This is a genomic window from Nonomuraea solani (assembly GCF_900108335.1).
GTDB lineage: Bacteria > Actinomycetota > Actinomycetes > Streptosporangiales > Streptosporangiaceae > Nonomuraea > Nonomuraea solani.
The window spans coordinates 84,079-97,067 of sequence record NZ_FNVT01000024.1 but is presented as its reverse complement, the minus strand read 5'-3'; the positions used below and the strand labels follow the sequence as shown (position 1 = coordinate 97,067).

Genomic DNA, 12,989 nt, shown 5'->3' with positions numbered 1-12,989 from the left:
CATGCGGATCATCTACGTCGACGTCGACACCCTCCGGGCCGACCACACCGCCCCGTACGGCTACCACCGCGACACCACCCCGAACCTGGCGGCGCTGGCCGAGCGGTCGGTGGTGTTCGAGCGCTATTACTGTTCCGACTCGCCCTGCCTGCCCTCGCGCACGGCGCTGACCAGCGGCCAGTTCGGCATCACCAACGGCGTCATCGGGCACTTCGGTGAGGCCGCCCGCTACCGGCTCGACAGCGGCCACGGGCCCCATCCCGAGCGGCCGCTGCTGGGCCAGCGGCTGCAGCAGGGCGGCTACTACACCGCCGCCGTGTCGATGTTCGCCGAACGCCACCGGGCCTACCACTTCCTGGGCAACTTCCGGGAGTCGATCCGCGCCACCGACCAGCTCAACGACGAGCAGGCGGACGAGGTCAACGCCGCGGCCCTCGACTGGATCCGCCGCCACGCCGACCAGGACGACTGGTACCTGCACCTGACGTACTGGGATCCGCACACCCCCTACCTGGCCCCGGCCGAGTACGCGGACCGCGCCGCCGCGCTGGGCCCGCCACCGGCCTGGCCCGACCAGGAGACGATCGAGGCCCACGCCGAGATCTACGGCCCGCGCAGCGCCCTGGACCTGCACTATTTCGTCGGCCCGCGCGACTCCGGCACCCCGGACACCATGCCCGACGCCATCCGCGACCGCGCCGACTTCGAGAAGCTCGTCAACGGCTTTGACGGCTCCATCCTGTACTGGGACGAGCACTTCGGCGAGCTGCTGCGCACGCTGGAGGAGCTGGGCATCCACGAGGACACCGCGATCATCGTCAGCGCCGACCACGGCGAGGCGTTCGGCGAGAACGGCCAGTACGCCGAGCACGGCCTGGCCAGTGAGCCCATCCAGCGGGTGCCGCTCGTGGTCCACTGGCCGGGCCTGACCGACCGGCTGCCGCCTTCGGCCAGGCGTAACAACAGCCTGCTCTACAACATCGACCTCGCCCCGACGCTCTGCGACCTTCTGGACATTCCGGTGCCGGAGGGCTGGCAGGGCACGTCGTTCGCCGACGCGGTACGCGGTGCGGAGATCGGCTCCCGCGACTACCTGGTGCTCGGCCATGGCGCGCACTCGTACCAGCGGGCCGTGCGCACCCGCGACCACCTCTACATCCGCACCTTCCACCCCGGGGCCTTCCGCGCCGAGTGGGAGCAGTGTTTCGACGTCACCAGCGACCCTCACCTGACCCGCGACCTGCTGCCCGAGTCGCCCGAGCTCGGCACGCGGATGCGCGCGCTGCTGGCCGAGTGGACGTGGACCCACACCGGCGGGCCCGGCGCCCTGCCCGACCCGATGATGACCACGCTCCACGTCGGGCCCACCTACTACAACGACCCGGCCCGCTACGCCGAGCACCTGCGCGCCACTGGGCGCGGGCACCTGGCCGACGACCTCGAAAAGCGGCTGGCGTCCGTGCCGGGCGCGGTGCGGGTGTCCTGGCACGCTCCCGACGAACCGTGGCCGCCGGGCCGGCACGCGGCCCTGGCCCGCCGGTTCAAGGTCAAGAACCAGGAGGCATCGTGAAAGCGCGGCCCAACGTCGTCGTCTTCGTCCCCGACCAGTTGCGGGCCGACGCGGTCGGCGCCTTCGGCAACGACGTCGTGTCCACGCCGGTCATCGACGCCCTCGCCGCCCGCGGCGCGCGGTTCTCCAACGCGTACGCGCAGCACCCCGTCTGCTCGCCCAGCCGGGCGTCGTTCCTGACCGGCTGGTATCCGCACGTGCGCGGGCACCGATCCCTGACCTACCTCCTCGAATCCGGCGAACCCAACTTCCTCAAGACCTTCAAGGACAACGGGTACGAGGTCGTCTGGGCAGGCGAACGCGGCGACACCTTCGCGCCGGGCGCGACGGAAGAGAGTGTGGACGCGTACGGTTTCTCGGTTCCGCCCACGGGGATGCGGTGGGCCAAGGATCTCACCTACCGCGACGAGGTGGCGGCGCGGCTGTTCCTCGCGGGCAAGGAGGACGACGCGGAGAGCGTCGACTTCGACGAGGCCGCGATCCGGACCGCCGAACGGTGGCTGGCGACCCGGCCGCCGGAGCCGTGGGTGCTGTTCGTGCCGCTGCTCGCGCCGCACGTGCCGTTCCGGTCGCGGGAGCCGTGGCACTCGATGTACGACCCCGCCGCCATGCCGGACCCGGCGCCCGTGCCCGGCCCGCAGGACGGCCCCGAGCCGCGCTTCCACCAGGCGATCCGCGCGGCGTACGGGATCGAGGACGTCCCGCCCGAGACCTGGCGGGAGGTGACCGCGGCCTACTACGCGATGATCAGCCGCATGGACGCCCACCTGGGCCGCGTGCTCGCCGCGGTCGCCGCCGCCGGAGCGGCCGACGACACCATCACCGCCTTCTTCGCCGACCATGGCGAATACCTCGGCGACTACGGCCTGGTGGAGAAGTGGCCGACGTCGATGACCTCGAACATCCTGCGCAACCCGCTCGTCCTCGCCGGTCCTGGCATTCCCGAGGGCGTGGTGGTGGACGACATGGTGGAGCTGATCGACGTGTTCCCCACGCTGCTCGACCTGGCCGGGGTGCCCGACGACACCCATCGCCACTACGGCCGCAGCCTGGTGCCGCGGTTGCGGGGGGACACCGGCGAGCATCGATCGCTGGCCTTCAGCGAGGGCGGGTTCACCGTCGAGGAGGAGCCGCAGTTCGAGAACGCGCCCTTCCCGTACGACGCCAAGACCGACCTCCAGCACGCGGAGCCGTCGCTGGTGGGCAAGGCCGTCGCGGTGCGCGACCGGCGGTGGTCCTACGTCCACCGGCTCTACGCCCCACCGGAGCTCTACGACCGCGAGGCCGATCCGGGTGAGCTGGTGAACCTGGCCGGGCGGCCCGAGGTCGCGGACGTCGAAGGGCGGCTGCGGGACGCGGTGCTGCGGTGGCTGCTGGAGACGGCCGACGTCCTGCCGCTGGAGCCCCACCCTCGGCGGCCCGTGGTGACGGCCCCGGTGCCGCGATCATGACCTGCTGCGGCCCGCCGCGTCGCGAGGGACCGCCGGCACCCCGGCCCCCTTCCCATGGTCGCGGCCGGCCCGTATCCGACCTGGTCCCGCTCGACGGCGGGCCGTTCCTCATGGGCACCACCGATCCCGACCGCAACCGCTCCGACGGGGAGAGCCCGGTCCGCGAGATGACCCTCGCCCCGTTCTGGATCGGCCGCCGGACCGTCACCAACGCCGAGTTCGCCGCGTTCGTCGACGACACCGGGTACGTCACCGGCGCCGAACGCCACGGCTGGTCGTTCGTCTTCGGCGGCCTGCTGCCCGGCGAGGTACGCCGCCACGCGCCACGGCCCCGTTCCGCGCCCTGGTGGTGCCGCGTCGACGGCGCCACCTGGCGGTGCCCGGAAGGCGGCGACAGCTCCATCGCCGAGCGGATGGACCACCCCGTCATCCAGGTCGACCACGTCGACGCCCTGGCCTACTGCCGGTGGGCCGGGCTGCGGCTGCCCACGGAGGCCGAGTGGGAGTACGCCGCCCGCGGCGGCCTGGTGCAGGCCCGCTACCCGTGGGGCGACGAGCTGACTCCGGGCGGCGTGCACCGGTGCAACATCTGGCAGGGCAGGTTCCCGGTCACCAACACCGCCGACGACGGATATATCGGGACAGCGCCCGCGGAGAGCTTCGAGCCCAACGGGTACGGGCTGTACAACATGTCCGGCAACGTCTGGGAGTGGTGCGCCGACCGGTGGCAGGCTGGAGTCACCCGGGTCATGCGCGGGGGCTCGTACCTGTGTCATGAGTCCTACTGCAACCGCTACCGGGTGGCGGCCCGCACCAGCAACGATCCGGACAGCAGCGCGGGCAACCTCGGCTTCCGCTGCGCCAGGGACGCTTGATTCACCTGCGTGCCACACCCGGTGCCCAGTTCGGCGGTTTGTCGCAGCCGCGGCAACGACCCGCTACGCGGCGAGCTGGGGGATGACCTTCTCGCCGAACAGCCGGATCGCGGCCAGCACCTCGTCAAGGGCCAGCCCGCCGATGTCGATCAGCACCAGGTGCGCGTCGAGCCCCAGCAGCTTCTGCTGGGCGTTGAGCCGGTCGGCGACCTCACTGGGCTCGCCGCAGATCGCCGCCCCCTCCATCAACCGGTCGACGTCGATCGCGTCGCCGTCACCACGCCACGGGCTGGCGAAGGCCGCGTACGCCTCCAGGTGCGGCCGCCACCGTTCGCGCGCGTCGTGCTCGGCGACGTAGACGTGACACGGCAGAGCGACCCGGCCGGGATGGTCGCGCCGGTAGCCGGCCACGACGTCCACATAGATGCGGGGGTCGCGCAGGGTGCTGGGCAGCATGAGCGGCATGCCCAGCTCGGCGGCGAAGCCCGCGGACGCCGCCGAGCCGCTGCCGACCCACAGCGTCGGGTGCGGGTATTGGATCGGGCGCGGCGTGGTGGTCACGTTCGCCAGCGGGCTGCGGAACGTACCGCGCCAGGTGACGTTCTCCTCCTGCAGCAGCTTCAGCAGCAGCCGCAGGTATTCGTGGAAGCGCGGCCGCAGGTCCGAGGGCGCGATGCCGAAGGCGACGTCGGTCTCCCTGGACGTGCCGCGGGCCACGATCAACTCGGCTCGTCCGTGGGACAGCACGTCGAGGGTCGCCAGTTCTTCCGCGACGCGTACGGGGTCGTGGTGGGCCAGCAGGGTGACGCCGGTGGACAGGCGCAGCGTGGTCGTGCGGGCCGCGATCGCGGCGAGCAGGAGCGCGGGTGCGGAGACGATGTAGCGGGTGAAGTGGTGCTCGCCGATGGCGACGCCGGCGAATCCGGCCTCTTCGGCCACGACGGCCTGGTCGACCATGGCGCGGATGCGATCTGGCTCGGAGGGCGCGTTTCCGGTGCGTGGATCCGGCAGGTGATCCCCCAGGATCAGCAGGTAGACATCCACGTCAAAACTCTACCCGCGGGGTGGTGGGTGGCGGCTCGCGAGCCGTTGGGCGCTCATCGGCGTGGGCATCGGGCTGTCACCAGGTTTCGCGCTGTCGTCGCAGCCCGTCGAGGATCAGGTCGAGGCCGACGTCGAACTCCTCCGTGTACGCGTACCCGGGCTTCATGGCACGGTCGAGGATCATCTCGGCGAGGTGCGGAAACTCCTCGCGGGGCAACTGCTCCAGGATCGAGCCCGCCACGTCCTCAAGGCCAGAGGCGGAGGTGAAGGGCACGCTGAGCTGCTGCAGCGTGAAGCCGTAGATGTAGCCGTCCAGCACCGAGAGCGCGTGGGCCGCGCCGGCGATCGAGAAGCCGCCCGAGCGCAGGCAGCCGATGACCGCGTTGTGGTGGCGCAGGGTCGCGGGGCCGGGGTTCGTCCGTGAGTCCATCAGGCTGATCGCCCACGGGTGGCGGATCAGCGCGTCGCGCATCGAGACCGCCCGCGCCCGCATCGCGGCCCGCCAGTCCATGTCGTCCGGCGGGAGTTCGATCTCGGCGAAGACCAGGTCGAGCATGCCGTCGAGGATCAGGTCCTTGTTGCGGAAATGGTGGTACAGCGACATGGCCTCGATGCCGAGCCGGTCGCCGAGCTTGCGCATGCTCGGCACGCCGGTGCCGCTCTCGTCCGCCAGTGTGACCGCCGTGCGAAGCACCAGCTCCTTGCTGAGCCAGTTGCGGCGGGGTGCGGGCGTGGCCACGAATGGTCCTCCTCGTTGTGGACGGCTTGACAACCTTACACCGCAAGGTTCTACCCTTACAGCGTAATGGGAGGAGAGAAATTCATGGAACCAAAGCAGCGGATGTGCGTCGTCGGCGCGTCCGGGAAACTCGGGCGCTACCTGGTGGGGCACGCGTTGGACCGCGGGTACGAGGTCGTCGGCGTCTGCCGCGAGCAGAGCGTGCCCAAGCTCGCCGACTTCGAGGGACGGATCACGGTGCTCCCCGGAGCGACCGACGACCGTGACGTGATCGCCCGGGCGGTGAGCGGATGCGACGCCGTTCTCACGGTGCTCGTGCCGTGGGGGAGGAACCACTACGCCACCGGTACGGCCCAGGCCGTGCTCGACCACGCCCATCCGGGCGCCCGCCTGGTGTTCTCCTGCGGCTGGCACATCACCCGCGACGGGAAAGACGTGTACTCGCGGAAGTTCAGGCTGTACGCGGCCGTGTTCGGGCGGCTGGCCAAGCTGACCCGGGTCGTGGACGTGGACGACCAGGTGGAGGCGTGCCGGCGGATCTTCGCCAGTGACACCCGCTGGACGGTCGTACGGGGCAGCGACCTGGAGGAGGGCGACAGCCAGGGCCTGCCGGTGTGGAGCCGGCACGTGGGCGACCCGATCCTCGCGAGCAACCTGACCCGTCGCGTGGACTACGCCCGTTTCATGGTCGAGGCGGTGGCGAACGACGCCCTCGTCCACGAGGCCCCGGCCGTCGTCGGCCGGCTGACCCCATCGGCCCTCGCCCACGCCGGAAGGATTGCCCAATGACCGAACCGAAGAGGCTCGCGCGGATCGCGGGCCTTCTCTACCTGGTCGTCGCCACCTTCACCATCTTCGCCGGGCTGGTGAGCTCGAACCTCGTCGAGCCAGGTGTCGGCCGGCTCGGGCGGGTGCTGGGCGGCCGGGTGGTGCTGGACGCGGAGAGCAGGCTCCCGGCCCGCCTCGGTCATTCGAGAGCGGGACGGGTCCTCAGGACGAATCCCGCCGGGACGGCCGTGGCCATCAGTGCCAGGGCCGCGACGGCGGCGATCACCGTGACGTACGTGATCGGCGGCACGTGAGGCAGCACCGACCCCGTCATGCCCACGCTGAAGGCCGCCAGCGTGACGAACGCGATCACCGTCCCGAGCGCCACGGCGATGGCCAGCGCCGTCAGCGTCTCGGTACGCAGCATCCGCCCCGCCTGCCGCCGCGTCGTCCCCACCATCCGCAGCAGGGCGAGCTCACGTGCCCGGGCCAAGGTGGACATGGCCAGGGTGTTGACCACGGAGATCGCGCAGAAGGCGATGATCAGCCCCATGGCGACGTACGAGACCGCCGACCCGCCCGACGTCGTGGCGAGGACGCTCCCGCCCGCCACCAGGACGGTGCCGCGAGCGTCGTCCACATGATCGGCGACCAGCCCGCGCGAGAGGGTCAGGTCGCCGAAACCGAGGCCCCGCGAGTAGATCGCGGCGACCCGCACCTCGGCCGGAGTGCCGTCGCCGAGCACCACGGAAAGCCGGTCATCCACCCCCGCGCCCAGCCGGTCGGCGGCGGTGCGGCTGATCGCGGCCGACCCGTCACCGAACCCGTCCAGCGAACCGGCCACCACGCCCAGGTCCATCGTCTGCTCCAGGCCGTCAGGGGCGACGGCCTGGGCGGTGTACTTCTCGAGGTCGATCCTGACCGATGTGCGCAGGACCTCTGTCACGGCCCGCACACCGGCGCTCACCTCGCTCCGGGCGGCGTGTTCCATGGTGGTCTGCGCGAACAGGATCGTGCACGTCATGGCCGTCACCAAGGTCAGCGGGGTGAGCACGGAGGCGAGCCGTCCGGTCCCGGCGCGCAGGTTCTCGCGCGCCAGGTAGCCGGTCATGCCGGGCGCCCGCAGCGGCAGCGCCGTCACGGCCCGGGCGATCGCCGGTCCGAGCAGCGCGACCGCGATCGTCCACACCAGCGCGGTCAGCATGGTGACCGGGCCGGCCGCCGCCTCCGTGGACAGGTTCGACAGCACGACCGTCAGCGTCACACCGCCGGCGAGGGCGACCAGGCCCGCGACCAGCCGCGCGGCCGGGAGCGCGGCGGCGGGCAGCGCCGTCTCGCCCAGGGCCTCCACCGGCCGGATCCGCGTGGCGCGGTGGCCGGAGACGCGGGCCGCCACCCACGCGGCCGCCAGCGTGGTCAGCACCGCGACGACGGCGGGGAACGGGCTGACGACCAGCGGCAGGTTCGGCGGCATCGCGCCCAGATCGACGAACCGGGCCCGCAGCCAGAACCCCAGCACGATCCCGGCCCCGGAGCCGAGCACCCCCGCGGCCACGCCGACGAGCAGGGCTTCGCCGCCGATGAGCCTCCTGGCCTGCTCCGGCAGGGCGCCGACGGCCCGCAGCAGGGCGATCTCGCGCCGGCGCTGCCGCATGGACAGCGCGAACGTGCCCACCACGACCAGGATCGCCACCAGCAGCGCGGTGCCGCCGAGCGCGCCGCCCATGCTGATGAGCCGCACCCGGAAGTCCTCGGAGAACTCGATCGCGCCGCGCTCGTCGCCGGTATAGGTCACGGCACCTTTGACCTCGACGTTCAGTCCTGGCCAGACGCCGATCGCGGTCACCAGGCCGTCGCGTCCCGCCAGGCGGCGGGCCTCGCCGGTGGCGAAGAAGATCGTGTCCTGGCCGGGCAGCGCCTGCGCGGTCACCCCCACCACGCGGTAGCCGGGGACCGCCTGGCCCGAATGGCGGGCGTCCACGACGACCTCGTCCGCGGCCTTGGGAGCGCGGCCCCGGGCGAGCGTGAACGGGGTGAGCGCGGCGGACTCCCACCCGTGAGCGGTGAACCCGGCGTGGGGGAACGTCACCTCGGGGACCACCTTCGTGACCCCGGGCACGCGCCGGAGCTCGCCTGTCAGCGCGGCGGGGATCCACCGGCGTTCGGACAGCGGCTTGGCCTTCTCCTTGCCGCTCTCCTTGGTCTGCCTGACGTACGGGTCGCCGGCCACGATCACGGGTGCGCCGGCGTACCGTTCGGGCGCCACCACGCCGCGCAGCCCCGTCTCCAGCAGCATCCCGCACGCGGTCACCAGCGCGGCCGCGCACAGCAGGGCCACGAACGCGCCGGCGAACCCGGCCTTGCGGTGCCTGAGCGTCCTCAACGCGAGCGAGATCATCACTTCCACGCCCCCAGCCGGGTCATGCGCTCGGCCACCTTCCCGGCGGTCGGTGCCGGCATCGCGTCCACGATCCGGCCGTCGGCCAGGAAGAGCACGCTGTCGGCGTACGAGGCCGCCACCGGGTCGTGGGTGACCATCACCACGGTCTGGCCGAGCGCGGAGACCGCCTCCCGCAGCAGGGTCAGCACGTCGCGGGCGGTCATCGTGTCCAGCGCGCCGGTCGGCTCGTCGCCGAACACCACCTCCGGCCTGGTCACCAGCGCCCTGGCGATCGCCACCCGCTGCTGCTGGCCACCGGACAACTCGGCGGGACGATGCCCGGTACGCCCGCCCAGCCCCACCCGGTGCACCACCTCGTCCAGCCACGACCGGTCGATCCCGGCGCCGGCCAGCCGGAGCGGCAGCGTGATGTTCTCGGTCACGGTCAGCGCGGAGATCAGGTTGAAGGACTGGAACACGAAACCGATCCGGCGCCGCCGGAGCTCGGTCAGCGCGTTCTCGTCCAGGCCGGTCAGGTCGGTGCCGCCCAGCCGTACGGCTCCCGAGCTGGGCACGTCGAGCCCGGCCGCGCACTGCAGGAACGTGCTCTTGCCCGACCCCGAGGGGCCCATGACGGCGGTGAAGGTGCCCCGGGGGACGCCCACGGACACCTCGCGCAGGGCCGCCACCGCGCCCTGGCCCTTGCCGTACACCTTGCTCACCGCGTCCAGCCGCACTGCTTCTGTCATGGGCTCAAGCCTGCTGATCTGCGCTTTCCGCGGCCAGGGAGCCGATCACGACCTCGTCATGACCTCATCATGATCCGGACATAATGGTCGGGTGATCCGTATGCTCCTGGCCGAGGACCAGCACGTCATCAGGGAGGCGCTGGTGACCCTGCTCAGTCTCGAACCCGACATCGAAGTCGTCGAGGCGGTCGGGTCGGGGGACGCGGCGGTGGCCGCGGCCCTGGTGCACCGGCCCGACGTGGCCGTCCTCGACATCGACATGCCCGGCGCGATCGACGGCCTCGACGCGGCGGGCGAGCTGCGCGCCAAACTGCCGGCCTGCCGCACGCTCATGCTCACCAGCCACGGCAAGCCGGGCCACCTGCGCCGCGCGCTCACCGCGCAGGTGGACGGTTTCATCCTGAAGACCGTCTCGCCGGAGGAGCTCGCCGCCGCGATCAGGAAGGTGGCCCAGGGCGGACGCGTCCTCGACCCCGCCCTGGCCGCCACCGCGTGGACCCTGGCCGACAACCCGCTCACCTCGCGCGAGGCCGATGTGCTGCGGCTGGTCGCCTCGGGGTCGGAGCCGCCGGAGATCGCCGGGCAGCTCTTCCTCACGGCGGGGACCGTGCGCAACTACATCACCGCGATCGTGGCCAAGCTCAACGCGCGCAACCGTACGGACGCCGTCCGCATCGCCTCCGAGGCGGGCTGGATCTAGACCGGGACCCAGGCCCGGGTCGGCGCGGTGGCGGTCAGCTCGAACCAGCCGTCCTCGGCGGCGACGGCCAGGTGCCCGTCGAGCCGCGCCAGGCGGGTGGTGAGGTTGCCGATCCCGGACGAGCCGGGGCGGGGCGCGGTCGAGCGGACGCCGTCGTTGCGTACGCTCAACCGTACGACGCCGTCCTTCACCGAGGTCGTGATCGCGCACCGGCGGGCGGAGCTGTGCCGCAGCACGTTGGTGATCGCCTCCCTGAGCACGATGCCGAGCGTGGTGTCCACCTCCTGGGCCAGGGCGGTGTGGGCCAGGTCGAGTTCGACGTCGATGCCCGCGGCCGACAGCAGCGACCGGCCCGACTCCGCCTCCTCGGTCAGCGACAACTCGCGTCGTTCGCCCGACACCGCCCGCAGGTCCGCCATCGCCCGCTCGGTCATCGCCAGCACGTCGTCGAGCTCCTTGCGCCCCCGCTCGGGGTCGAGGCGGCGGGCCAGCTCGCACTTCAGGAGGATCGCCGCCAGGGTGTGCCCGAGCAGGTCGTGCAGGTCGCGGGCGGCCCGCAGCCGCTCCTCGACGACGGCCGCGCGGGCCAGGCCGTCCCTGGACTCGCGCAGTTCCCTGGTCAGCCGGGCCAGCTTGAGCAGCCCGTACACGAACAGGCCGGTCACCAGCGTGCTGATCGCATAGTTCACGACCAGCGGGGCGGGCATGCCGAGCAGCACACCCGAGACCGCGACGACCGCCACGATCACCGCCACCAGCGGCACCGCCACCACCCAGGAGAACGCCAGCAGCACCGGCCCGGCCAGGAAGCCCGCCACGCCCAGCCAGGACTGCCCGAACAGCGGGATCGGCGCGAACGTCAGCACCGCCATGATCGACAACGCCACCGGGTGCCGGCCCTCGACCGACCGGAGCTGCATGATCACGATGACCGCCAGCAGCGCCGCCGGCCACAGCGAGCCGGCCGCCAGCAGCGACTTCGCCGACGACCCGACCAGCACGACCGCCAGCAGCGCCGTGGCCAGTGTGCTGTCACGGGAGGGCTCGGCGGGCGGGCGCACGGCGGGCAGCGTCGCCTCGACGATCACCGAGGCGTCCTCGGTGAGCCCGATGGTGAGCGTTCCGCCGGCCGCCTCGACCTGGGCCCGCAGGTCGCCGACGCTCTCGTCGCCGGCCGTGCGCGCGCCGTCGTGGCGGACGCGCAGCCGTACCGTGGCGCCTTCCGTGAGCGTCTCGACGAGGCAGGTGGTGGCCGTGCGGCGGCGGACGATCTCCGTCACGGCCTCCCTGAGCACCGCCGCCAGCAGCGCGCCCGCCGGGCCGAGCGGCTCGGCGTGGCCGGTACGCACGTCCGCGGCGACGCCCGCGGCGGTCAGCATCGCCTTGGCGGTGGTGATCTCGGGGGCCAGCGACATGGCCCGATAACTCGCCGCCGCCGCCCGCGCCTCGGCCAGCGAGGTGCGCGCCGTCTCCACATCAGGCGATCCGGTACGCGCTCCGTCGGCGATCGCGGCCAGCGCCCGGCCCAGCCCGGTGCTCAGCTCGGCGGCGATGCGCAGCCGCTCCTCGGCCGCCGCCGTCATCGCCAGCGACAACCGGGCCGCGTTCACCTCGTCGATCCGGTCGATCATCTTCGTGAGGCCGTACACGACCAGGGAGATCAGCACCATGCTGATCGCCGGGTCGGCGCGGCCCAGCAGGGCGGCGCTCACCGCGACCGGCAGGGCCAGCGGCCAGAACGGGGTCAGCAGCAGCGACCCGCCCACGAACCCCAGAATGCCCACCGAGGACCCGAACAGCAGCACCGACCCGTACGCCAGAACCGCCTGAAGGGGGACCAGCCACCACGAACGCCGCCAGGCGAACAGGACCTGCACCCCGAACACGGCCAACGCCAGAGGCGACCCTGCCACCACGTAGACGCTCGCGAAGCCCGCGAACACGAGGGCGATCAGTTTCACCCGTGCAGCTTAAGAGGTCTCCCTCGGCGACCTAGCATGAGGCGATGTCCTTCAAAACCGAACAGATCGCCAGGCTGGCCGAGTCCGGATGGGCCCAGTGTGCGTCGGTGGCCGAAGCGGTGGCACGCGCACGGCTCCCGGCGGTGACCCCTGACTACGTGGCGACCGCCTTCCCGGACGAGCAGTGGGACGCGGCCGAACGCGCGGTGCACGCCCTCCGCGACCACTTCGCCTCGGCGCGTTTCGCGGACGAGACCACGTACGGAATCCTGCTGGTGCCCGACCCGGGCAGGCTGGACACCCGCCGCCCGATGGCTCCGGCCGTGCGGGCGGACCAGCTCGGCGCGCCCGCCGGCGACGTGTTCGACGAGCGGCTTCCCGAGGGCGTGCTCGGCATCCGGCCCGGCCCGCCGTGGACGATGGCCGCCACGGTCACCGGTGCCTACGGGCCGTCGCTGGGCAGCTACGACCAGGTCGTGGCCGGGGAGGCGTTCACCGTGGCCGGCACCGACACCAGGGCGCTGATGATCCGGCAACTGTGGGGCGCGCGTGTCCTGCAAGGCGGCCGCGACCTGCCCGACTGCGAGGCGAACGAGCGATGGACGTTCACCCTGTTCCCCGGCGAAGAGCTCACCGACGGCCGGGCCGAGTCCGGCACGGTGCTCAAGGGCAGGGTACGGTTCCGGCTCGGCAAGCCCGACCGCGGTATCGGCTCCGCCCGCGTGGCCCCCGCGATCGCCCTTGGCTGAACG

The 12,989-nt window shown here is 72.3% G+C and carries 12 protein-coding genes; 7 read left to right on the top strand and 5 right to left on the bottom strand.

The window, feature by feature from the left end; genetic code table 11:
* Window position 1 precedes the first annotated feature (1 nt).
* Genes C4V41_RS50530 through C4V41_RS50520 form a run of 3 tightly spaced genes read left to right on the top strand, consistent with a single transcriptional unit; the run spans window position 2 to window position 3,896 of the window.
* Window positions 2-1,570: a sulfatase family protein gene (locus tag C4V41_RS50530; RefSeq protein WP_103963223.1), complete on the top strand. Its 1,569-nt coding sequence runs from the start codon at window positions 2-4 to the stop codon at window positions 1,568-1,570.
* Window positions 1,567-3,021 (top strand): sulfatase-like hydrolase/transferase, encoded by a 1,455-nt coding sequence (locus C4V41_RS50525; RefSeq protein WP_103963222.1) that lies wholly within the window; start codon window positions 1,567-1,569, stop codon window positions 3,019-3,021. The genes C4V41_RS50530 and C4V41_RS50525 overlap by 4 nt, the downstream gene beginning before the upstream one ends.
* On the top strand, window positions 3,018-3,896 hold the full coding sequence (locus C4V41_RS50520; protein WP_103963221.1) for a formylglycine-generating enzyme family protein: 879 nt from the start codon (window positions 3,018-3,020) through the stop codon (window positions 3,894-3,896). Before C4V41_RS50525 ends, C4V41_RS50520 begins: the two co-directional genes overlap by 4 nt.
* A 63-nt stretch (window positions 3,897-3,959) precedes the next feature.
* Here C4V41_RS50520 and C4V41_RS50515 read toward each other — a convergent pair whose 3' ends face one another.
* A complete protein-coding gene (locus C4V41_RS50515) occupies window positions 3,960-4,940 on the bottom strand; it encodes an LLM class flavin-dependent oxidoreductase (RefSeq protein ID WP_103963220.1) in 981 nt (326 codons plus the stop codon).
* Window positions 4,941-5,016: 76 nt separating this feature from the next.
* A complete protein-coding gene (locus C4V41_RS50510) occupies window positions 5,017-5,679 on the bottom strand; it encodes a TetR/AcrR family transcriptional regulator (RefSeq protein WP_103963219.1) in 663 nt (220 codons plus the stop codon).
* An 84-nt stretch (window positions 5,680-5,763) separates the two neighbouring features.
* Here C4V41_RS50510 and C4V41_RS50505 point away from each other — a divergent pair, with 84 nt between their 5' ends.
* On the top strand, window positions 5,764-6,468 hold the full coding sequence (locus C4V41_RS50505) for an NAD(P)-dependent oxidoreductase (protein WP_200824800.1): 705 nt from the start codon (window positions 5,764-5,766) through the stop codon (window positions 6,466-6,468).
* Window positions 6,465-6,761: a hypothetical protein gene (locus C4V41_RS63560; RefSeq protein WP_200824799.1), complete on the top strand. Its 297-nt coding sequence runs from the start codon at window positions 6,465-6,467 to the stop codon at window positions 6,759-6,761. The genes C4V41_RS50505 and C4V41_RS63560 overlap by 4 nt, the downstream gene beginning before the upstream one ends.
* Here the strand turns inward: C4V41_RS63560 and C4V41_RS50495 are convergent.
* Both C4V41_RS50495 and C4V41_RS50490 read right to left on the bottom strand, forming a co-directional pair.
* Complete coding sequence (locus C4V41_RS50495; RefSeq protein ID WP_103963217.1) at window positions 6,647-8,845, bottom strand: ABC transporter permease; 2,199 nt, start codon at window positions 8,843-8,845, stop codon at window positions 6,647-6,649. The two genes, C4V41_RS63560 and C4V41_RS50495, sit on opposite strands and share 115 nt — an antisense overlap.
* Window positions 8,845-9,576, bottom strand: coding sequence for an ABC transporter ATP-binding protein (locus tag C4V41_RS50490; protein ID WP_103963216.1), 732 nt, complete (start codon window positions 9,574-9,576; stop codon window positions 8,845-8,847). The genes C4V41_RS50495 and C4V41_RS50490 overlap by 1 nt, the downstream gene beginning before the upstream one ends.
* Window positions 9,577-9,667: 91 nt before the next feature.
* Here C4V41_RS50490 and C4V41_RS50485 point away from each other — a divergent pair, with 91 nt between their 5' ends.
* On the top strand, window positions 9,668-10,276 hold the full coding sequence (locus C4V41_RS50485) for a response regulator transcription factor (protein ID WP_200824798.1): 609 nt from the start codon (window positions 9,668-9,670) through the stop codon (window positions 10,274-10,276).
* On the opposite strand, the gene C4V41_RS50480 is transcribed toward C4V41_RS50485, so the two are convergent.
* The gene (locus tag C4V41_RS50480; RefSeq protein ID WP_200824797.1) at window positions 10,273-12,237 is read right to left on the bottom strand and encodes a sensor histidine kinase; all 1,965 of its coding nucleotides are present in this window, start codon (window positions 12,235-12,237) and stop codon (window positions 10,273-10,275) included. The two genes, C4V41_RS50485 and C4V41_RS50480, sit on opposite strands and share 4 nt — an antisense overlap.
* Window positions 12,238-12,281: 44 nt before the next feature.
* Here C4V41_RS50480 and C4V41_RS50475 point away from each other — a divergent pair, with 44 nt between their 5' ends.
* On the top strand, window positions 12,282-12,986 hold the full coding sequence (locus C4V41_RS50475) for a hypothetical protein (protein ID WP_103963214.1): 705 nt from the start codon (window positions 12,282-12,284) through the stop codon (window positions 12,984-12,986).
* Window positions 12,987-12,989: the final 3 nt, after the last annotated feature.

Excerpts from the sequence above, each read along its gene's own strand:
- C4V41_RS50530 (WP_103963223.1), top strand. The coding sequence starts at position 2 with ATGCGGATCATCTACGTCGACGTCGACACCCTCCGGGCCGACCACACC.
- C4V41_RS50520 (WP_103963221.1), top strand. The coding sequence starts at position 3,018 with ATGACCTGCTGCGGCCCGCCGCGTCGCGAGGGACCGCCGGCACCCCGG.
- C4V41_RS50505 (WP_200824800.1), top strand. The coding sequence starts at position 5,764 with ATGGAACCAAAGCAGCGGATGTGCGTCGTCGGCGCGTCCGGGAAACTC.
- C4V41_RS63560 (WP_200824799.1), top strand. The coding sequence starts at position 6,465 with ATGACCGAACCGAAGAGGCTCGCGCGGATCGCGGGCCTTCTCTACCTG.
- C4V41_RS50495 (WP_103963217.1), bottom strand. The coding sequence starts at position 8,845 with ATGATCTCGCTCGCGTTGAGGACGCTCAGGCACCGCAAGGCCGGGTTC.
- C4V41_RS50490 (WP_103963216.1), bottom strand. The coding sequence starts at position 9,576 with ATGACAGAAGCAGTGCGGCTGGACGCGGTGAGCAAGGTGTACGGCAAG.
- C4V41_RS50475 (WP_103963214.1), top strand. The coding sequence starts at position 12,282 with ATGTCCTTCAAAACCGAACAGATCGCCAGGCTGGCCGAGTCCGGATGG.